At 45.8% G+C, this 19,878-nt stretch carries 19 protein-coding genes; 12 read left to right on the top strand and 7 right to left on the bottom strand.

Annotation, left to right across the window (positions count from 1 at the left end; genetic code table 11):
• Positions 1 to 36: 36 nt before the first annotated feature.
• The 5 genes from RID53_RS18575 to RID53_RS18555 all read left to right on the top strand — a co-directional run bounded on the left by RID53_RS18575 (position 37) and on the right by RID53_RS18555 (position 4,673).
• Complete coding sequence (locus RID53_RS18575; RefSeq protein ID WP_446389504.1) at positions 37 to 1,197, top strand: glycosyltransferase family 4 protein; 1,161 nt, start codon at positions 37 to 39, stop codon at positions 1,195 to 1,197.
• A gap of 121 nt (positions 1,198 to 1,318) precedes the next feature.
• Complete coding sequence (locus RID53_RS18570) at positions 1,319 to 3,328, top strand: ABC transporter ATP-binding protein (protein WP_446389503.1); 2,010 nt, start codon at positions 1,319 to 1,321, stop codon at positions 3,326 to 3,328.
• 312 nt (positions 3,329 to 3,640) lie between these two features.
• Positions 3,641 to 4,084, top strand: coding sequence for a 50S ribosomal protein L21 (rplU, locus tag RID53_RS18565; protein ID WP_446389502.1), 444 nt, complete (start codon positions 3,641 to 3,643; stop codon positions 4,082 to 4,084).
• Between the two features lie 41 nt (positions 4,085 to 4,125).
• Positions 4,126 to 4,413 (top strand): 50S ribosomal protein L27, encoded by a 288-nt coding sequence (rpmA, locus tag RID53_RS18560; RefSeq protein WP_446339739.1) that lies wholly within the window; start codon positions 4,126 to 4,128, stop codon positions 4,411 to 4,413.
• A 122-nt stretch (positions 4,414 to 4,535) separates the two neighbouring features.
• Positions 4,536 to 4,673: a photosystem II reaction center protein K gene (locus RID53_RS18555; protein ID WP_006103223.1), complete on the top strand. Its 138-nt coding sequence runs from the start codon at positions 4,536 to 4,538 to the stop codon at positions 4,671 to 4,673.
• Between the two features lie 178 nt (positions 4,674 to 4,851).
• Here the strand turns inward: RID53_RS18555 and RID53_RS18550 are convergent, their stop codons facing one another.
• Together RID53_RS18550 and RID53_RS18545 are read right to left on the bottom strand one after the other, a co-directional pair.
• Positions 4,852 to 5,406 (bottom strand): glutathione S-transferase family protein, encoded by a 555-nt coding sequence (locus RID53_RS18550; RefSeq protein ID WP_446389501.1) that lies wholly within the window; start codon positions 5,404 to 5,406, stop codon positions 4,852 to 4,854.
• An 11-nt stretch (positions 5,407 to 5,417) separates the two neighbouring features.
• The gene (locus tag RID53_RS18545) at positions 5,418 to 5,882 is read right to left on the bottom strand and encodes a hypothetical protein (RefSeq protein ID WP_446389500.1); all 465 of its coding nucleotides are present in this window, start codon (positions 5,880 to 5,882) and stop codon (positions 5,418 to 5,420) included.
• A 493-nt stretch (positions 5,883 to 6,375) separates the two neighbouring features.
• Here RID53_RS18545 and RID53_RS18540 point away from each other — a divergent pair, with 493 nt between their 5' ends.
• On the top strand, positions 6,376 to 7,080 hold the full coding sequence (locus RID53_RS18540; RefSeq protein ID WP_446389499.1) for a tetratricopeptide repeat protein: 705 nt from the start codon (positions 6,376 to 6,378) through the stop codon (positions 7,078 to 7,080).
• Between the two features lie 76 nt (positions 7,081 to 7,156).
• Here RID53_RS18540 and RID53_RS18535 read toward each other — a convergent pair whose 3' ends face one another.
• Both RID53_RS18535 and psaM read right to left on the bottom strand, forming a co-directional pair.
• The gene (locus RID53_RS18535; protein WP_446389498.1) at positions 7,157 to 7,549 is read right to left on the bottom strand and encodes a slr1601 family putative cell division protein; all 393 of its coding nucleotides are present in this window, start codon (positions 7,547 to 7,549) and stop codon (positions 7,157 to 7,159) included.
• A 511-nt stretch (positions 7,550 to 8,060) separates the two neighbouring features.
• Complete coding sequence (gene psaM, locus RID53_RS18530; protein WP_446389497.1) at positions 8,061 to 8,156, bottom strand: photosystem I reaction center subunit XII; 96 nt, start codon at positions 8,154 to 8,156, stop codon at positions 8,061 to 8,063.
• A gap of 175 nt (positions 8,157 to 8,331) precedes the next feature.
• On the opposite strand from psaM, the gene RID53_RS18525 reads away from it, so the two are divergent.
• On the top strand, positions 8,332 to 9,048 hold the full coding sequence (locus tag RID53_RS18525) for a TerC family protein (RefSeq protein WP_446389496.1): 717 nt from the start codon (positions 8,332 to 8,334) through the stop codon (positions 9,046 to 9,048).
• A 143-nt stretch (positions 9,049 to 9,191) separates the two neighbouring features.
• On the opposite strand, the gene RID53_RS18520 is transcribed toward RID53_RS18525, so the two are convergent.
• Positions 9,192 to 10,163 (bottom strand): undecaprenyl-diphosphate phosphatase, encoded by a 972-nt coding sequence (locus RID53_RS18520; protein ID WP_446389495.1) that lies wholly within the window; start codon positions 10,161 to 10,163, stop codon positions 9,192 to 9,194.
• A gap of 354 nt (positions 10,164 to 10,517) precedes the next feature.
• On the opposite strand from RID53_RS18520, the gene RID53_RS18515 reads away from it, so the two are divergent.
• Together RID53_RS18515 and RID53_RS18510 are read left to right on the top strand one after the other, a co-directional pair.
• Positions 10,518 to 11,201 carry a DUF3120 domain-containing protein gene (locus RID53_RS18515; protein WP_446389538.1) on the top strand — a complete coding sequence of 228 codons (684 nt, stop codon included), beginning with the start codon at positions 10,518 to 10,520 and terminating at the stop codon, positions 11,199 to 11,201.
• 152 nt (positions 11,202 to 11,353) lie between these two features.
• Positions 11,354 to 12,352 carry an adenylate/guanylate cyclase domain-containing protein gene (locus RID53_RS18510; protein ID WP_446389494.1) on the top strand — a complete coding sequence of 333 codons (999 nt, stop codon included), beginning with the start codon at positions 11,354 to 11,356 and terminating at the stop codon, positions 12,350 to 12,352.
• A gap of 226 nt (positions 12,353 to 12,578) precedes the next feature.
• Here the strand turns inward: RID53_RS18510 and lipB are convergent, their stop codons facing one another.
• The gene (gene lipB, locus RID53_RS18505; protein WP_446389493.1) at positions 12,579 to 13,226 is read right to left on the bottom strand and encodes a lipoyl(octanoyl) transferase LipB; all 648 of its coding nucleotides are present in this window, start codon (positions 13,224 to 13,226) and stop codon (positions 12,579 to 12,581) included.
• A gap of 34 nt (positions 13,227 to 13,260) precedes the next feature.
• Here lipB and RID53_RS18500 point away from each other — a divergent pair, with 34 nt between their 5' ends.
• The gene (locus tag RID53_RS18500; protein ID WP_446389492.1) at positions 13,261 to 13,503 is read left to right on the top strand and encodes a hypothetical protein; all 243 of its coding nucleotides are present in this window, start codon (positions 13,261 to 13,263) and stop codon (positions 13,501 to 13,503) included.
• Here RID53_RS18500 and RID53_RS18495 read toward each other — a convergent pair.
• On the bottom strand, positions 13,495 to 13,719 hold the full coding sequence (locus RID53_RS18495) for a hypothetical protein (protein ID WP_446389491.1): 225 nt from the start codon (positions 13,717 to 13,719) through the stop codon (positions 13,495 to 13,497). The two genes, RID53_RS18500 and RID53_RS18495, sit on opposite strands and share 9 nt — an antisense overlap.
• Between RID53_RS18495 and RID53_RS18490 the strand changes: the two genes are divergently transcribed.
• The gene (locus RID53_RS18490) at positions 13,704 to 16,976 is read left to right on the top strand and encodes a sister chromatid cohesion protein PDS5 (RefSeq protein WP_446389490.1); all 3,273 of its coding nucleotides are present in this window, start codon (positions 13,704 to 13,706) and stop codon (positions 16,974 to 16,976) included. The genes RID53_RS18495 and RID53_RS18490 overlap by 16 nt on opposite strands.
• Positions 16,977 to 17,419: 443 nt before the next feature.
• Entirely contained in the window at positions 17,420 to 19,801 is a 2,382-nt protein-coding gene (locus RID53_RS18485) for a GAF domain-containing protein (RefSeq protein ID WP_446389489.1), read from the top strand.
• The last annotated feature ends 77 nt before the right edge of the window (positions 19,802 to 19,878 follow it).

Below are 19,878 nucleotides of genomic sequence, written 5' to 3'. Positions count from 1 at the left end.
CCTGTGTCATATCTTTAAATTAGTTATTTCAAACGAGTGGTCAACAAAGTTTCTATATTAGCTCCGGATTTATCAGGTGGAGGAGGGACTAGAGCCTATCTCCTCGGGCAGGTATTACAGCAGCTTAACTACGACGTTAAAGTTGGCGGTTTTGTGTTCGGTCAACGTCTATATCCTGTACCACCTGCGACGCTTCCTGTTCATTGGGTAAGGGGTTATAATTATCCTCAAATTTTGCATTCAGCCAGAAATTTGCTCAAAGAAATTGAAGGAGATATCATCTATGCCGTAAAACCCCGACCAACAAGTTTTGGTCTAGCCTTATTTAAACGCCTACAAACCCATCAGCCCATCATTTTAGACATTGATGATTGGGAGTTAAGTTGGTTTGGTGCAGGTCAGCGGAAATATCATCCCACAATCAAACAATTGGCGAGAGACTTACTCAAACCTAATGGTGTTCTGCGGTTTCCCGATCATTGGCTCTATTTGCAGTGGATGGAGAAGCTGATTAATCGAGCCAATGCTGTAACGGTTGATACGCAATTTCTCAAACATCGTTTTGGAGGTATCTATCTTCCGAATGGAAAAGACACGAAACTATTTGATCCTCAGCGATTTGATCCGGAAGTCAGTCGAGCCAAATATGGTTTGTCCGGTTATCGAGTACTAATGTTTCCCGGTACAGCACGTCCTCATAAGGGTATTGAGGATGTTTTATTGGCACTAGAGCAATTAAATCAATCCGATTTACGGCTGGTTTTAGTTGGAGGTCGAGATATTGGAGACGGCTATATCGAGCATCTCATGGAAAACGGCAAACGTTGGATCATTAAACTGCCATCAACCCCTGTGGATCAAATGCCCGAAATTGTAGCCGCTGCTCATCTGGTTGTTGTGCCTCAACGAGATACAATTACAGCTCATGCCCAATTCCCAATTAAGCTGACAGATGGTATGGCAATGGCTAAGCCAGTTTTATCTACCCGCGTTGGCGATATTCCAGAAATTTTAGGAGACACAGGTTATTTAGTCGATGCTAGTTCTCCTGAGCAAATAGCTGATAAAATTCAGTGGATATTTCAGAACTTTAGCGATGCTAGTGAGCGAGGTAAAAAAGCTCGGGAAAGATGTATTAAATACTACAGTACAGAAAAAATGTCAAAAATACTTGCTGGAGTTATTAATCATTTATAGACCAATAGTGTAAATTTTAAATTAACTTAATTTGGCTTATGCAAAATTGCCATATTAACCAGTTACAATCCAGTTAAAACACAATGAAATCCAATCGCTAGAATTCCAAAAATTACGCTCTATGGCTTCCAATTTATTATCAAAAGTTATTAGACGATATCCAGCTCGAGTAGCGACAACGGTTCTCTTAGGATTATCGGGTGGATTATTTAACGGTGTAGGGACAGCGCTCATTGCTCCTATCGTTTTAAATCTTTTAGGGATAGATTTAGACTTAAAGAGTGGTCCGCCAATTCTTCAGGCGATCATGGCTCCCTTTAACAACCTGCCAGAAAATTATCGGCTGGTAGCAATGGCGGGAGCTATTGTCGGACTCATTATTTTAAAAAATCTTTCTAATTATGCCAGTACATTAGCCTCTAGTTCGTTAAGACGCCGAATTACCTGTGATTTACGGGAAGCTGGCGTGAAATTATTGCTTGATGTAGATATCGATTTTTACTCTCGCATGAAAGTCGGTGATCTTGTGAATCGCCTAGGTACAGAAATTGGTCGAGCCGCTGGGGAAGTCAGTACCCTACTAAATATGATGGTGACGGTAACGAATGCCCTAGTGTTTATCGCCTTGCTACTGGCTCTTTCCTGGCAATTGACATTAGCTTCAACCGTTTTAGTGGCGATTGTTGCCTTAGTCAACCAATACTCGATTAGCCGTGCCAAGGTATTTGGTAAGCAGCTATCAAATATGTCAAAAGCGTATTCGATTGCTGTGCTAGAAACGTTGAGCGGAATTCGGCTCGTTAAAGCTACCGGTAATGATGAGAGAGAGTATCAACGAATCCGAAAGTTAATCCGCGATCGCGAAAAGGCGGATTTTAGATCTCAAGCAAATAATGCAGCCATTGGACCCGTCGGTGAAGTGACTAGCATTGTCGGATTGCTGGGAATTGTGTTTATGGGACGAATATTTTTTGCCAGTCAGATCGAGGCTCTATCAGCGGTATTGCTGAGTTTTCTTGTCTTACTACAACGGCTGTTACCGTTAATTTCCCAGTTAAATAAAGCCAGGGGTTCCTTAGCCAATAGTTCAGCCAGTGTGGAAGTGGCACATGACTTCTTGCGCCTAGATAATAAGCCCTTTATGAAACCGGGTTCTCAGCCTTACCATCCCTTAAAAAAAGGAATTCATTTTCATCAGCTATCCTTTGCCTATCCGACTCAACCGAACAAGGTAGTGTTAAAAGAGGTTAATTTAGACTTACCTCGTGGGACAACGTTAGCGTTAGTGGGAGCATCAGGTGCGGGCAAATCAACGTTAGCCGATTTATTACCACGATTTTATGATCCCACAGCGGGACGGATTACCCTAGATGGAATCGATTTGCGGGAGTTTGATATTAAAAGTCTCCGCAATAATATGGGAATTGTTAGCCAAGATACCTTTTTGTTCAATACCTCAGTTCACGATAATATTGCCTATGCTCGACCAGATGCTTCCGAAAAAGATGTAATCGAAGCCGCACGACGGGCGAATGCCTTAGAATTTATTGAACAACTCCCTGGAGGGTTGGATACGATGATTGGCGATCGCGGGGTGTTATTATCAGGAGGACAGCGTCAGCGCCTTGCCATTGCTCGCGCTATTTTACAAAATCCGGATATCTTGATTCTGGACGAAGCTACGAGTGCATTAGATACGGTTTCGGAGCGTTTGGTGCAAGAAGCGCTGGAGGAATTGAGTCGCGATCGCACAACTCTGGTTATTGCTCACCGCCTTTCCACTGTGCAAAACGCCGATCAAATTGCGGTTTTAGAGAAAGGGTGTGTGATGGAAGTCGGGAAACATGAGGAACTATTACGCAAAGGAGGATATTATGCACGGTTGTATCAGATGCAATTTGCTGAACATCCTCAAAGTACGCCCACCACAAATCCTGCTTTAATGAAAGCATCTCACGAAGTCCGAACCATGCTCAATTCCATGCTCGGTTCCATCCGGTTGTTAGCGGATGACTTGGTGGATACCCCAGAAGAGGAAAATGAATTACTAGAAGAATCTTATAGTTCAGCTATCAATATTCTTAATACCATTGAATTATTTGAGAATAATGCTAAGGTTGCCAAAAAATAGGTCGCCTTTTATCGCTGTTAAGCCACCCCTCGACTTGACACATCCTTGGTTAATCACAGATGATGATTAATTGCGTGTATATTCCTGCTCGGATCAGGTCAAGATATACCAAAAGCGGCTCAAAACCTGAGAGCGACAGCGATTTATCGCTCCTCTCTAGGAGTCAGATTACGGCAAAAGCTGTCATGGTGAGTACAACGGCAAGCTAAACATGACTTGCGCTGGTGTACTTTGAACCCTAACAGCTTAATACCTCACTCCCAACTCGCCAATGAGCTAGCTACCTGTACGGCTACATTTAAGGACAATTCCATGAGTTACGCAATTATTGAGACAGGCGGAAAACAACTACGAGTTGAACCCGGTCGTTTTTACGACATTGAACTCCTGCCCGTTGAACCCGAAGAAAAAGTCACCATTGAACGGGTGTTGCTGGTTGAAAATAATGGTGATGTCACCATTGGTCAGCCTTGGGTTGATGGAGCAACGGTTGAAGGCACGGTAATGCGACATTTTCGCGATCGCAAAATCCTGGTCTACAAGATGAAGCCGAAGAAGAAAACCCGCAAAAAGCGGGGACATCGCCAGGAAGTTACCCGTCTGATGGTTGATGCTATTAGTATGAATGGTTCAGTGTTAGCGGGTACTAGCGCTGAATCCACAGAAACATCGACTCCGGCGACGCCTGTGGAGGTAATGCCAACTGAGGCTGAGGAGTCAGCCCCTGAAGCAACATCGGAAACTGCTTCAGAATAAGAATAGGAATCCACTCACACCATTAAAAACAAGAGGAGACTATGGCTCACAAGAAAGGTACAGGTAGTACTCGTAACGGTCGTGACTCTAATGCCAAGCGGCTAGGAGTTAAACGCTTTGGCGGTCAAGTTGTCAAAGCCGGTAACATTTTAGTGCGTCAGCGGGGTACCAAATTTCACCCCGGCACTAATGTTGGTCGTGGCAAAGATGATACTCTATTTGCCCTGATTGATGGCACGGTGACGTTTGAGAGAAAGGGCAAATCTGGCAAGAAAGTCAGCATTTATCCAGTTGCGGCTGAAGCTGAACTGGCAACAGCTCAGGTTTAGGTTTGTAGGTTGGGTCTCTTCCCTAGACCCAACCTACCCCCTGAAGCTAGCTCAGTTGTAACCCAGTTCATGTTAAGATCCATTTCAATTCTGAAAATTCGCTTAGAAAGGAAGACTTAACTATGGAAGCAGCCATGCTGTTGGCAAAATTGCCTGAAGCCTACTCTATCTTTGACCCTATCGTAGACGTTCTCCCAGTCATCCCCGTCTTTTTCTTGCTGCTAGCCTTTGTTTGGCAAGCGGCTGTGGGTTTCCGGTAAATATCATTAAAATCAATTATGGCAAGGACACCCAGTTAGGGGAAATGGCACTGACTTTAGAGTTTGTAGTAAGCGAGGCGAAGGCTTCTGGCATGCTTCGTGCCTACTACGAACCCAGCTTAAGTCAGCAGCATTCCAGTTAGGGGTGTCCTGATTCATAGTCCACAGCTTTATATATTTAGCTGCGTCCGCCAATCGTTTTCTGAAACGCCGATCGCTCACTAAGGCGTTTAATATAGTCTGAGATAGCTGGGTACTCACTCAGGTCAAGCTGTAACATGATCGGGATATAACTCAAATACGATCCCACAGCCACATCAGCGACACTAAACTGATCTCCCAACAAGAACGGTTGATTCTGTAAACGTTGCTCAAGCGGGGGAAACAATTTCGGCATTTCCCGCTCTCGACTCGCCTCCACAAAAATTCCCGGACCAAGCGTCGCATTGGCAAACAAAATCCATTGAGCGATGGTTGCTTGCTCCTCCAATCCGTTCAGGTTGCCATATTTTTGAGCCAGGTAGAGCAAAATCGCTCCCGACTCCCACAGTTGGAAATCCTCATCCATAATAGCTGGGACTTTACCCATGGGATTAATCGCCAAATAATCCGGCTGGTGATGTTCTCCAGCTTGCATGTCCAACAGTATATAGTCGTAGGGAACGCCCAGTTCTTCTAAATACCACTGGACAATTGACGCCCGACTGCGGGAGCCACCATAAAGTTTCAGCATCGTCGTTTGGGTTATAGAACTTTGTGAGTGTATTCGTGCTGTTTAACGTCGTCTTCCTTACGCACAACTCGTATCTGATTCAGCACCCGCTTGCGTTCGATGGAGTAATTGAAATCATTGCGCGTTGTACCAGGGGGAATGTGGGCTTGTGCCTCCGGACGAGTTTTGTAGGTGCGAGCTGCTGCGATCGCGCGGGCGATAAAATCGTCGCAAAAATGAGCCTCTGCGGGAAATTCCGGCGGTTTTTCTGGGGTGTCACCACTGATCACCTCGCCCAGTGTGGTGCCATGCGCCATGGAATAGGAGGTCGGAATCCCTTTGAGAACTGCCTCCAGAGCCGCCGAGGGAATCGGTTCCAGGATTTTCACCTCCTCAACTTCACCCTCTTGTTTCAAGAAGCAGGTGGCTAACCCTACCACTAAATAGTTATCCGCACTAACGTCAGGAGCATTCTGTAATGCTGTTGTGGTTGCCATATTTTCAGTGTCCTTAACTATTCCCAACCCAAACCAATCAGTTACTTGGGTTGCATTTTACCACCTTCTAGACGGGACATTCTGTATCTGGGGGTCAGACTGGGCAATCACTTGCTGGGGAATGTAAAGAAACGTTGCAGATTTCTGGCATGTTACCGTTAGCCCTGTAAGGATGGGGGACGGAGCATCGCCAGATGGCAATCAAGGTTTGAGTGCTGATTGCGATTGTGCCAATTTTTGTAGGTTCACACAGCTAGCGGGGTGAACAACACCCAGGATAGAGGGAATGACTCAGCTTCATTCATTAAGATTTCAGGAAAGCAGCTAAGCTGTGCTGTAGATTTCTCATAGAACATCAATACGTTGGGTTGGCTGGTGATTATTAAGAGGAGTAAAGACGCCTCAGGAAGTGACACACCGACACCAACTCGCGGGGTGCAGCCAGACTTAAGGTTGATTGTAGATAGACCGCAGGTGTTGTTGGAGGACGATTATGAACGCTCATGTATTTATCAAAGGCGATGAAGAGAATAGACAATGGATTCCCATGTCCCGTCGGAAACCCCAGCCTTTACCCACGATTACACTAACCCATCGAACCCCTGACCACCTTTCGATTAAAAATTTACGCACCTCAGCTCAACGCAAAGCCAAACAGGGAGAGTACAGGAGTGCGATCGCGCTTTTGAGTCAGGCAATTAAACATCATCCTACCCACGCCATTGACTATAACAACCGAGGATTGATTTATTTCCAAATGGGTCAGCGTCAAAAAGCTTTAGATGATTATAACCGAGCCTTACAGCTCAATCCCGAATTGGACAGTGCTTACAATAATCGTGGCAATTACTATGCGGCTACGGGACAATTAGCCAAAGCACTCGCCGATTACGAAAAAGCATTGGATCTCAATCCGCGTAATGTTCGCACTTGGATTAACCAAGCCATCACGTTTCGGGAACTAGGGCTTTATGACCTCGCCATCGAAAACCTGGACTTGGCTTTAATCCTGGGATGCCTACAAAACCACATCTATGCCGAACGAGGTCGTACCTATCATCTGCGGGGAGACTGGAACTGCGCGATCGCTGACTATCAACGCGCCCTCTCTCAACTCCCTGTGTCAGGAAACTCGGGTCGCCTGCGCCAGAAAGTTGAAACCTGGATGGGTGAGTTACTTGATCCCTTAAGCGCATGAATTTAAACCTCAACTGGGGGTTGAAACTGTTCCCTATTCCCTCTCCCCACCCCAAAATTTATTCAGCAGCCCCTATTTAGTTATCGGGCATAAGACGCCGATCTTCCCAGACGACTTGACGCTGATTTGGATCAACCCGATAACTTTGATCTTGCATAACTCGTCTAGCTTGTGCCGGATCAAACGCTTCGCCGAAGTCATTGCGGAGTTTCTGAACCCGGCTTTGGGTGCGTTTCACTTCTGATCGTACTTCTTGCAACTTCGCCTTTTGGGACAGATGATAGGGCAACAGTTGTGCCAATCCCGCGATCGCGGCAGTACAAAGAATCAGATTTACCACTAATTTAACCGTAATTTCACCCGCCACGACGGAGTAGGAATGCCGCCGAGGACGACGCTCTTGGCGAGGAACCCTGCGGCGGGTTGGTAAAGGTTGCCGAGTGGGTCGAGAGGTTGGGATTGCATTCATCTCAATAAAAACTCGCTGGAGACTCCCGTTATCGTCTTTGATTTAGCGGCAGAGGAAAGCTCGGCAAAAAGTATCGCTTTCCTTGTAAAAAAGTTGGTAAGACCCCTACCGCCTTATTGACTAACGACGTTTGACGCGCCAGCGTTCGCCTCTCGTCTGGATCGTTACAGACTCGTGCTTTTAAACTGTACGCCTAGGGGCTGATGGAACGTATGTCCGTTGCCAAAATGATAACAATCGCTAACATTTTCGTCCGGCTTCATCATGGCAGTGTCGGCACTCACCAGTCCAAAGACTGACACGACCGAGCTGGTCGTCTAAAGTTCAGATCATAGACGAAGAGTTTTCCGCAGGCAATACTCTGCTGAGGATAGTCAGATACCTTACAGCATTTTGCTGCCATTATCCGGAATTATGAGATGAGGGGTGCAACTCAAACCGTATCCACAAGACAAGGGTTGACATCACACCCCTCATCCTCGCCAGTTCCCAGCCCGATTGAGAATGAGAACTACTTATAGAGTTCCGTAGCTAGACGGAAGGCTAAGATACCGGGAATGAGCGCTACGACGAGAGCGACGAAAATTTGGGTATCTGAAAGGGACATGGTTTACAAGCTCCTAATTAAACATCAATATGACCTTTAGTCTACTGGCTATTGCTCCGTTTTCGGCAGAAATTTCGGGCAACACGTTAAGATTAGTTAACAGAAGGACTCATAGTTGCCGAGCAAGTGCAGCTTACATCCTCGTCAATACTCGAAATCATTATTTATTTCATTAATGCTGGATCAAGTTTTTAAGTTACCGTTCAATCTAGGAATAGAAGCCCCCTTAGTCCTGCTGATTTTGGTTGCCCTCGAAGCCGTGCTGTCAGCCGATAACGCGATCGCGCTGGCAACAATTGCTCAAGGGTTAGAAGACAAGCAACTTCAGCGACAGGCGCTGAACTTTGGCTTGGTGGTGGCTTACATTCTGCGGATTAGTCTGATTCTGACGGCAACGTGGGTGGTCAAGTTTTGGCAATTTGAACTCCTCGGTGCTGCTTATTTGCTTTGGTTAGTCTTCGAGCATTTCACCTCAGAGGAAGATGAACAACATCACCATCATGGACCCCGATTTACATCGCTGTTACAAGTGATTCCTCTGATCGCCATTACTGATCTAGCATTTTCCTTAGATAGTGTCACCACCGCGATCGCAATTTCTGACCAAATCTGGCTGGTTCTGGCAGGTGGCACTATCGGTGTGATTACTCTACGATTTATGGCAGGATTATTCATCCGCTGGCTACAGGAGTATGTCAACCTGGAGGATGCGGGTTACATTACAGTTGGTCTAGTTGGATTGCGACTTTTGGTTCGGGCGATTAATCCCGAATTCGTGCCGCCCGAATGGTTAATGATTACCATTATTGGCTTGATCTTCCTGTGGGGATTTGCCCAACGCACGAATGAAGCAGGCAACTCACTACCAGAAGCTAATGAACAGCTTGAGTAAGTAGGGGGGGAATTTCAAGTTAACGGTGAGGATCGTCTTTTGTCATTTGTCATTCGTCATTCGTCATTCGTCATTTGTCATTTGTAAATTTTCTTCCCCAGCTCCCCCAGCTTCCCCAGCTCCCCCATCTCCCCCATCTCCCCTCAGGAAGGCATTACCCCGGCGATAATCGCGGCTAAAATTGCCACACCAAAGGCGACGCGATACCAGACAAAGATCCAAGTGTTCTGAGTTTGTAGGTAACGAATCAGCCACGCGATCGCAGCATAAGAAAATACGGCTGATGATATCACGCCCACGGTGAGAGGCATGAATCCCCCCTCCCCGACTCCAGATTCTAATAAATCCTTTAACTCGACTAACCCGGCTAGGGTAATCGCGGGGATACCCAGCAAAAAGGAAAAGCGGGCGGCTGTTCCTCTTTCCAATCTCATAAACAAGCCCGCTGTAATCGTTGAACCCGATCGCGATACGCCAGGAACGAGTGCCAAGGCTTGAGCAAATCCCATCAAGATGCCATCCTGCATCCCCAACTTATCGAAATTGCGCTCTCTCGTACCGATCTTTTCGGCAACGCCCAACAGCAGCCCCATAAAAATCGAAGCACAAGCGATCGCAACGGTACTCCGTAGGGGCGAATTATCAAAATCGGGAATAAATATCTTAATTAACAAGCCACAGAAGACAATCGGTAACGTCCCCAAGCCGATACCCACCGCCATGCGAAAATCGTTGGCTTGGTAATCCTTCCTCTGAATCGCTTGAATTGTACCTGTGGAAATTTGCCATAAGTCTGACCAAAAATACCACAGCACGGCGGCAATACTTCCCAGTTGAATGATTGCTGTAAAAGCTACCCCCGGATCACCCCAGCCTAATACCACCGGCACTATTTTTAAATGCGCTGTACTGCTAATCGGGATAAACTCCGTTAACCCCTGCACCATTCCCAGGATCAATGCCTGAACTATGTTCATCTGGGAGGTGGATTGGGTTGTGGGTACGGCGACGTCTGTGGATAAGCTGGTGGCAAAACTCTTCAACGGTATGGTGAGTAAGGCACTCAGAAGGCTAATCCTGAAAAATTTGAACCACCGCCACTGCAATTTGATCATGTAAGTAGTCGGATAAGTAGTCGGACATAATTCAAGTTGAGCATGAGGACAAGAGAACAGGGAACAGTCAGGAGCTGAGGCTTGCTTGTTAAAATTCCCAATCCCTAATTACTTATTACCAGTCACCCGCTTTAATCGGAATTCTGGCATAGCTTGATCGCGATCGCAAACTTTCTGGAGGTGCTAGCCGTACCCTATAATAGGATGTATATCCCCCTAGGGGGGATAATGCTCATGATATATTGAGATATGTAAACATAAGTAAAGAAAATTAAAGAAATCGTGTTTCGCAATAGTATGTTTTCTAATACATCCTCCAACTACTCCAATCCATCAGAAGAGGTTTGGCTTTTGATGCCAATCCGTAGCCCCCTAAATGGTCTAGGTATAGGCTCAAAAGCTAGAGTTCAAGGCTGGTGGCTGTTTGCGGCTGCCTCATTTCTGGTGTCTGTCCCTGTGTTTGTGCAAGCGCCATTAGTCCGGCAACTTCCCTGGTTGAGTTTACTGTTGACCTTAGGATGGATATGGCTGGGATTTAAGCTACTGGCGCGTCCAGGGATGCGAGTATGGGGAGATTTGTTACTAGGTTTTAGTTGGTGCTGGCTAGCTGGTTCAATCTATTGGGGCTGGCTGCGGGCTGAACCTCTGTTACATTTACCCATCGAAGCCATTGGTCTACCGTTTGCCCTTTGGGGGTTATGGCGGGGGAGAGGCGCTGTAGGTAATTTGTTTTACCTGGGTTCTCTGTTCGGGACAGCTCTCACCGATGTATATTTTTATTTAACGGATTTGATTCCCTACTGGCGTCAAATCATGGACGTTGATCCAGCCTTGATTACCCCGATCTTGCAAGAGGCGATCGCACAAGTACAAACCCCTTGGGGAATTAGCTGGGCAGCGGTTTTAGGATGTACACTAGGATTAGTAGGATGTGGGGCATTGACCCGAGGGCGATTGCCGTGGTGGGCATTTAGTGGGGCAGTATTGAGTACAATTTTGGTAGATAGCCTATTTTGGCTAGCAGCTACACTGCAATAAAAGCTCATGAATGTCTACAGTAAACAAATATTGACATCAAACCATAAGGACAGTGAAGTTTCCGGAATCACTCGTTTGGCTTCAGAATGCATCTACTAGGATATAGACTTAATCCTCTGTTTATTTTTTAACCCGTCGTTGCTTCTGTGCCTGTGGTGACTCTACGATCCACTCCCTATTTACTTCTACCGACTGAGACAGGTAACCGCTACCTCCCCCTGGTGGGTAGTAACTGCTGGACAGTTGGTCGCGGAGATGATAACAATTTTGTCCTCTCAGATCGCTGGATTTCCCGAAATCACGCGATGTTACAGTGTACTGAAACTGGTGATTTCTATCTAATCGATTTGGGAAGTCGCAATGGTTCTTTCGTGAATGGACGCCGAGTGAGTATTCCGGTGACATTACGAAATGGCGATCAGCTGATGTTTGGTCAGACTGAACTGGAATTTCATTCGCCATCCGATACCCGTAACCGCGATCGCGACTATAGCCAACCTGCAAGTAGTGAAACTCTAACCTCTACGTTACATGTGCGCCGCCTCATGTCGGTGATGGTGGTTGATATCCGTGACTTTACGGTTCTAACTCGCCAACTGGATGAAAAGATTCTCTCGGCTGTGATTGGCACTTGGTTTCGCCAATCGGGAAATATTATCCGCAAATCGGGAAGTTGGGTGGATAAATATATTGGCGATGCGGTGATGGCAATTTGGTTTCATGGGCATAAAGGGGTGAGTAAAGACGAAGCCATGAATGTGTTGCAAGCAGTTAGCGATTTGCACCGGATGACGGCATCCCTTTCCAGTCAATACCCCCTCCCTTTCCCGCTACGCATTGGCACGGGAGTAAATACGGGTTATGCGATGGTGGGAAATACGGGCAGTGGAGATCGCCCGGATTATACAGCAATTGGCGATACAGTGAATGCAGCGTTTCGTCTGGAGTCGGCGACGAAACAAATTGGTCTGGATATTGCTTTGGGAGAAGATACCTATAGCTATCTGGAACAGCTAGGATACAACAATCTGGGTTTTAAACAACATATTGTTAGCCTGAAAGGGTATGAGAAGCCAACCACCACTTATGCGGGAACCTATGCTGATCTGAATAAGTTCTTAGCGACTCGCTGTTCGGAAAACTTGACCTAAATATCGCTCTGAGTAGCTATAACTGACATTAAATAGGGTCTGCTGAATAAGTCTTGTGGTGGGGAGAGGCAATAGGCAATGGGCAATGGGCAATGGTTTCAACCCTCTGTCGAGGGAAAATTCGGCGCTGAGGTCGGCAAAAATTCCAGGATGCAAGAGAATGGTAGTGTAAAAACCTTGCACTTGTTGGGTCAAAAAATGGCTTGAAACCCCTATCTAGTCTACCTTACACACTTAGGTAGCAAGCCCTAAATACCTCGGCAAATTTAGCAATTACTACGGGGCGAACTTGGTCTACGGTAATATTCGGAATAAACTGGGCAAGACTCCCCACGGGTTTATCGGCAATTCCACAGGGAACGATGCGCCCAAACCCGCTTAAGTCCGGGCAAACATTTAGGGCAAAGCCGTGCATGGTAATCCAACGACTGACTTTAATGCCAATGGCGGCAACCTTGCGTCCCTCAAGCCAAACACCAGTCATCCCAGTTTCGCGATCGCCTTTGAGTCCATAAACCGCCAATACCTCAATTAAGACGGCTTCTAACTGTCGCAGATACCAGTGTAAATCTTGCTGATAATATCGTAGATTGAGAATGGGATAGCCGACGAGTTGACCGGGACAATGGTAAGTGACTTCACCTCCCCGTTCTATACGGTGAACCTCCCAGTCCGCTTCTGCGGGGTTGAATTTGAGGAAGTCTAAAGAAGCACCTTGACCTAAAGTATAGACGGGTGGATGTTCCATTAATAAGAGAACATCATCAAGGGTGGGATCGTTAATCCGTTGTGACAGGAGCGATCGCTGTTGTTCCCAGGCGACGGTATATGGTATAAGTCCTTGATTGTATAGTAAGCATTGACGTTGTGCCATTCACGTCCTATTTACTGAAGATAACTTATCTATTATGAAAGACAAACTTATCTATTGGCTAAATCAGTTATTAGTCGCTGATTTCTTCCTGGTTTTATTCAGCTTCTTCTGGTTCGCGATCGCACTGTTGGGGCGATCGGTGGGTGTTTCACTGGGATTAGACGTGTGGTATAGCTTGTGGAATCCTGTCTTTACGCCCGCGATCGGTCTTTTAATGGCAGGTGCGCTGTTTACTGGACTGATGAACCAGATTAACAAACGCTTGAATTCAGATTGAATTCTGCCAAATATCTGGAAACGCCACCGCCAAATTGTCGCCAAACTGTAGTGGCGTGGCACACCCTTTAGGCTTGGCTCTATTGGCACACAGCCTTAACTTATCACCAATGATACCATTCCATTCCCCGTTCTGTTTGCTATCTGCTCCTGAATCAAGTAAGCCATAATAACAAAGGTGGTTGCTCAAATCAGTCAGATATGGAACCCGTATCAATCATGCTTGGTGGATGGTTAGGCGAATTTGCCACACTAAAGATTGCGGAAACGTTACTCACTGGAGTTCGTAGTCAACTTAATCCTCAAGATTTAGACAAAGCCTTAAACGCGGCGACGAAAACAGCACAGGAACAACATAAACGATTATTCTATCGCTGTCCCCCCGATTTTATCCCTCGATTTTTGGCACAGTTTTTTAAGGGGGCTGGATTAGTGGAGTTACAGAAACCCCTGAATAATCAAGGAACGCCAGATGTTGATTATTTAGTCGTTGCCTTTACCAAAGCAGCAAAACAAGATTCTAAGATGAACCAGATTGACGAGTCTTTGGTTCAGCCGTGGATGGAGGTATTTGTTCGCACTTATTTTCAGCGAACGACGGAGTATTTAAGGTTTCAGGTAGCGAAAGCTGATTATTGTGAGCAATTGGTCAATTGGTTTGATGATGTTAAGTTTGCCGGGATTTCCGTCGCCGGACAAGAGATAGAAAAGTCTGAACATCTTGCCCAGATTTTTGTTATGCCGGATGTAGTGGAAGAACAGCAAAAATGGGAGATTTTGCATTTTTCAGGATATGGATCATTGGAGAATCATCAACCGGATTTGCTCCGCGAGTTAAAAAACCGTGCAGGTAGACGGTTTAATGCACAGCAGTTGTTAAGTGGAGAAATCGAACATAATACTTTAGCTTTTTCCGAATTAGTGCCATTAGATGCTTGCAGATCGGGAAACAATATCCCTCAAAGGAAAAGTCGTCCTAAAATTGTGCTGTTAGGTGCGCCCGGTTCGGGAAAAACCACGTTAATGAGTTATTTTGCCGTGATGCTGGCACAGCAAAACAATGTCTCGACTGATTCCGCTGCGGTTGACCATTCCAATCCCCACCAGCCCCCCTTAAAAAGGGGGGAGATAGGAGAATTACACAATAGAGATAGTGATAAAAACGCATTAGGGTTAAATACCACTATAGATTGGCTGCCAATTTTAATTAAAATTCGTGATTTGGCTCGACAACCGGACATCAGTATTCTCGATTATGCGCGGCAGTTTGCTGAAGATACGATGGCAGTGAAAGCTTTGCCAGAGGGATTTTTTGACTATTGGTTAGAAGATGGGCGGGCGCTGATTTTATTAGATGGCTTGGATGAAGTTGCCGAAGATGCTAAACGTTATCAGGTGGTGCAGCGAATTGAAAATTTCCTGGGACAATATAACCAAAATCGCGCCATTATTACCTCGCGTCCGGCGGGATATAAGCGAGATTTCTTTAAAACCCAGGAATTTCCGCACTATCAGTTACAACCTTTTAATGATGACCAGATTGAGGAATTTATTAACCGTTGGTATGATAGCCGCGTTCCCGATAAAGCAGAAGCCGAGCGGCGTAAACAGAGTTTAAGAACGGCATTGTCCGATAATCCCCGGATTCAATTATTGGCACGAAATCCGCTGATGTTAACGATTATTGCCCTAATTCACCGCTATCAAGCTCATTTACCGAAAGAACGGTACAAGCTGTATGATAAGGCAGTGGAAACACTGTTAACCTCCTGGGATGCTAATAAAGAACTGACGAATCAGACGGAATTAAAATATCTAGAGTTGGATGATTTACGGCGGTTGATGGAAATCCTGGCATATTGGATTCACACCCAAGGAAGTAGCGAGGATAAAGAGGGCGGAACCCTAATTGAAAAGGATGATTTGATTGATCAGTTGAGTCGAGAGATTCAGACGCTGAAACAGATTCAACGCTATGAGGCAAAGAAAGAGGCGGAGCGGTTTGTCAATTTTATCCGAGAACGCACGGGATTATTGAATGAACAAGGGCAAGATTATTATGCCTTTGTGCATAAGACGTTTCAGGAATATTTGTGCGCTCAAGAGATTGACTATCAAGCGGATAATGAGGGAGATTTTGATATTATTCTCGATCATATTCGAGAGCATCTGCATGATTCCCATTGGCGAGAGGTTTTGTTGTTGTTGATTGCCCAGCAAAAGCCGAAAAAGGCGGCGAAAGCGATTCGGGCGATTTTGCAGAATAAGAGTGAATATGAGTTATGGCTGCATCGGGATTTATTCTGGGCTGGCACGTTGTTAACGGAAAATATTAAGGGGTTGAAGGGGGCTGATAAGGGTTTAGTTGAGGAGATTTTTGCGGGATTGGTGGAGTTGGAGGTGAGTGATGAGGCGCGGGTTGGCAGGAGAGTTAGCCAGCAGGTTTACGAGATTTTTTGCCATTTGAATGAGACGGAGTTTGAGCAGCAAGCGCTGGAATTTTTGAAGGCAAGGGCGGAAATGATTGATAAAGGGCGATTGTTGAAATATCGGGCGGTGTTGGGAGAACAGGAAGCAGTAATTGATATTTTGCTATTGCGTTTAGAAGATGAGAATGCTGATGTGCGTAAATCGGCAGCCTTTGATTTAGTTGAGTTGGGGCAAGGTTCGGAAGAAGTAGTCAATGCTTTGCTTTTGCGCTTAGATGATAAAAATTACGATGTGCGTTTCGGGGCTGCCTATGCTTTGGGCGAGTTGGGGCAGGGTAGAGAACAGGTAATCAATATCCTGCTTTTGCACTTGGAAGATGAGGAGTCTTTTTTTCGCCCTTCAGCAGCGTATGTCTTGGGTGAGTTGGGGCAGAGTTCAGAAAAAGTAGTCAATGCCCTACTTTTGTGCTTGAATGATGACGATTTAGATATGCGTTCCCCGGCAGCCTTTGCCTTGAGTAAATTGGCGCAAGATTCAGAAAAAGTAGTCAATGCTTTGATTTTGCGCTTAAATGATAAGGATATTCATGTTCGTTTCTGGGCGGCGTATAGCTTGAGTCTGATAAAGCAGGAGCAAAGTAAAGAAAAAGTAGTTAATACATTGCTATCAGGTTTAGATGATGATGATTTAGATGTGCGTGACTTTGCTGCCTTTGCCTTGGGCAATTTGGGGCAGGGTACAAAAACAGTAATCAATGCCCTGCTTTTGCGCTTACATGATGACGATTCCAAAGTGCGTTACTCGGCTGCCAATGCCTTGGGCAAATTGGGGCAAGGTACAAAAACAGTAGTCAACGCTCTACTTTTGCGCTTAGATGATGACGATTCTGACGTGCGTTTATCGGCTGCCAATGCTTTGGGTAAATTGGGTAAAAATAACCCTGATATTCTGCCACTTATCGTGCAATGGATTGAGCAGCACCAAGATTCAGACTATATCGGCTGGGGGATTGATGCGCTGTGGGATATGGTGGCAACGGATTAACAAGCACGGTTCGTCACCTTGTCGTGGCGTGGCACACCTAATCTGATAGATTATTTTGCCCAGAAACCGTAGGGGCGCACCGACGTGCGCCCGATTTAATCGTCATATCTATTCCATTTTGGTGGGTTACGGCGGATATCAAATTTAATGGTTATTTCTTCAATTAAATACCGCCTAACCCACCCTACGTCTGACGTGCGCTTGATTTAATCGTAATATCTATTCCATTTTGGTGGGTTACGGCGGATATGAAATTTAATGGTTATTTTCTTAATTAAATACCGCCTAACCCACCCTACTGACTCTGCACTTGCTTTATGATTGGTGGGTTACGGCGGATATCAAAATTTAATGGTTATTTCCTCAATTGAATACCGCCTAACCCACCCTACGATGAGGTTTCGTTGGGGCTTACGTTAAGCGTGACTCATGACAAGTGGTTTATGAGAAAATTTTTGCAAAATTTTAAGCCTATATTTCGCTTCACTTGTCAAGTTTTAAATTCTGTGATCAAATGGAAAAACGGCTTATGGTTTCATCACCCTTTTCCCCTGATGTGGCACAACAACCGACACTCCATTCCCGACAATTCCCCGGAGGTTAACCCGCCTGCGATGTCTAACTCTAACTCCTATTCTCAACCCGTAACGGATGAATCAACATTTAGCGATCGCATAACGATGACAAATCAGGCGAATTCGGGAAATCATGATTGGTTGGCGCGTTTTCAGCACCATAGCAAACTGTTGATGGCGTGGGTTGAGCCGGGGAACTTCGCTCTGTATTATGCCAATCATGCCTTTTGCCGCTTAACCGGGATTGATGCTCCCACGGGGAACTTACAACACCAGGGTATTCACCTATTTGATTTATTTATAAACGTTGATGCTAAAACCCTCGAACAGTTATATCGGCGTCATTTACTGGCACTAATATTACGAGATGTATATAAAATTAATCATAGCCAATGGCGCTTTTTAGATGAACCTGTTATCGCGACTCTCGATAATTCCTCCGATTCCGAACCCCATTGTGTGCAATTTTGGCTGCGTTCTCAACATTTAACGGTTGAACGGATTAATCCAGAACTTGATGAATTTTCGGATATCGATTTCTGCCAACAACCGATTCGACAAATTATCCTTAATCCCATCTGGGAACAACGTTTAAATTTAGAGAATTATCGGGTTAGGGGTCAGCTTTTGTGGGAAGGATTAGATATTACCCACCAAGAAACAATTCGACAACTGATTAGCCTCCTGGTTGAACGTGACTCCCTATTGCGTTCTGAGAAGTTTCGCCAGTTCGATCAAAAAATGCGATCGCTGTTTCGCGCTGATCAGATTCTGTTGTTGCGGGTGAAGCGCCAAGAGGTAAAACTGTTCACCAGCGAAAATGACCAATTGATCCAAACCGAAGTCTATACCTGGGATTCTTTGAAAGGTTCCCATTTCCAAGCCGCCGCCCAAGCGAATCAGGTTTGGATTGTCGCCAATTTAGAGAGTCATTGTCAAACGGAATGTGAGCAAGCCTTGTTCAACCAAGGTACTCGTTCCCTCTTACTGATTCCCCTCACCGTTTCGGCGGCTGACGCTGAAACCCCCAGCCAAAATTTGATGGGAATGGTAGGGTTAACCAGTGATCAGGCGGATAATTTTGATTCCCTGGATATCAACCATGCTTGCGCCTTAATCCCCGCCTTAACCGCCGCCCTGCGTCAAGCAGCTCAAAGTCAATTTAATCATATCCATCCCGCCGTAGAATGGCGGTTTCTGGAAGAAGCGGAACGCCGCAGTTGGGGACTTCCCCCAGAACCGATTGTGTTTACGGATGTCCATCCCATGTATGGGATTTCCGATATTCGGGGTTCGTCGAATGAACGAAATCGGGCAATCCAAGCCGATTTACTCAGCCAGTTTAATTTGGCAATGGCGATAGTGGATGCGGCGAACCAATCCCAACCGCTGCCCTTGTTGCAACAATTGCGCCTGGATTTGTCCGCTTATATTGAACGGTTAGACAAGGGAGTGACGGTGGATGAAGAGGTGACAGCGATTAAATACTTAAAGGATCATCTGGAAATTTATTTTGAATATTTCCAAGACTGTGGCGACGCGGCGGTTGACGCGGTAAATGCCTATAAACAAGCGTGCGACAATCCTCATGAATGTATTTATACCGCACGCGATCGCTATGATCGGATGATTTATGAGATTAACGAACAACTGCGCCAAACTTTGGAACGATGGCAAGTGCGGATGCAGCAGATTATCCCCCACTACTGTGATCACGAACTCACTGATGGGATTGATCACATGATCTATGTTGGAGCTTCGATTAACGCGCAGTTTACTGTATTCCATCTCCATTGTCTGCGCTACGAACAGCTACGGGCAATCTGTGACTGTGCTAGAACCTGTTTTCAAATGCGCGATCGCTTTGACACACCCTTACAAGTCACTCATCTAGTATTAGTCCAGGAAACCACGGTTGATATTTTCCACGACGAACAAACGGAAAAAATCTTCGATTTACGCAGCAGCACCCGTGACACCCGCTACGAAATCGTTAAAAAACGGATTGATAAAGCCCTCGACGCTACCACCCAAACTCGCATCACCCAACCAGGGATGTTGACTATCGTCTATTCCAGCCAAACGGAGTGGACAGAATATCAACAATACTTACGCTTCCTCGCCCGTGAAGGTTGGGTTGATTCCCATATCGAATCCAGCACGGTGGAAAAATTGCAAGGAATCACAGGACTCAAATTTGCCCGTGTCCGCATTCTGCCTGAATCTGAGCCATCTTCTCCAGAGGAGTAGACAAGAGGAGAGGAGCAGGGGAAGCAAGGGAAGCTGGGGGAGCTGGGGGAGCTGGGGGAGCTGGGGGAGATAAGGAA

This window comes from Coleofasciculus sp. B1-GNL1-01 (assembly GCF_040220235.1).
Lineage (GTDB): Bacteria > Cyanobacteriota > Cyanobacteriia > Cyanobacteriales > Coleofasciculaceae > Coleofasciculus.
The sequence above is the reverse complement of the archived record's forward strand: the minus strand, read 5'-3'. Positions and strand labels throughout refer to the sequence as shown.

Bases quoted from the DNA above. Each gene is read 5' to 3' on its own strand.
- RID53_RS18515 (WP_446389538.1), top strand. From the start codon at position 10,518: ATGCCAATCCGTAGCCCCCTAAATGGTCTAGGTATAGGCTCAAAAGCT.
- RID53_RS18485 (WP_446389489.1), top strand. From the start codon at position 17,420: ATGAGAAAATTTTTGCAAAATTTTAAGCCTATATTTCGCTTCACTTGT.
- RID53_RS18535 (WP_446389498.1), bottom strand. From the start codon at position 7,549: ATGAATGCAATCCCAACCTCTCGACCCACTCGGCAACCTTTACCAACC.
- RID53_RS18520 (WP_446389495.1), bottom strand. From the start codon at position 10,163: ATGATCAAATTGCAGTGGCGGTGGTTCAAATTTTTCAGGATTAGCCTT.
- RID53_RS18490 (WP_446389490.1), top strand. From the start codon at position 13,704: ATGGAACCCGTATCAATCATGCTTGGTGGATGGTTAGGCGAATTTGCC.
- rplU (WP_446389502.1), top strand. From the start codon at position 3,641: ATGAGTTACGCAATTATTGAGACAGGCGGAAAACAACTACGAGTTGAA.
- rpmA (WP_446339739.1), top strand. From the start codon at position 4,126: ATGGCTCACAAGAAAGGTACAGGTAGTACTCGTAACGGTCGTGACTCT.
- RID53_RS18500 (WP_446389492.1), top strand. From the start codon at position 13,261: ATGAAAGACAAACTTATCTATTGGCTAAATCAGTTATTAGTCGCTGAT.
- RID53_RS18545 (WP_446389500.1), bottom strand. From the start codon at position 5,882: ATGGCAACCACAACAGCATTACAGAATGCTCCTGACGTTAGTGCGGAT.
- RID53_RS18540 (WP_446389499.1), top strand. From the start codon at position 6,376: ATGAACGCTCATGTATTTATCAAAGGCGATGAAGAGAATAGACAATGG.
- RID53_RS18555 (WP_006103223.1), top strand. From the start codon at position 4,536: ATGGAAGCAGCCATGCTGTTGGCAAAATTGCCTGAAGCCTACTCTATC.
- RID53_RS18550 (WP_446389501.1), bottom strand. From the start codon at position 5,406: ATGCTGAAACTTTATGGTGGCTCCCGCAGTCGGGCGTCAATTGTCCAG.
- lipB (WP_446389493.1), bottom strand. From the start codon at position 13,226: ATGGCACAACGTCAATGCTTACTATACAATCAAGGACTTATACCATAT.
- RID53_RS18570 (WP_446389503.1), top strand. From the start codon at position 1,319: ATGGCTTCCAATTTATTATCAAAAGTTATTAGACGATATCCAGCTCGA.
- psaM (WP_446389497.1), bottom strand. From the start codon at position 8,156: ATGTCCCTTTCAGATACCCAAATTTTCGTCGCTCTCGTCGTAGCGCTC.
- RID53_RS18525 (WP_446389496.1), top strand. From the start codon at position 8,332: ATGCTGGATCAAGTTTTTAAGTTACCGTTCAATCTAGGAATAGAAGCC.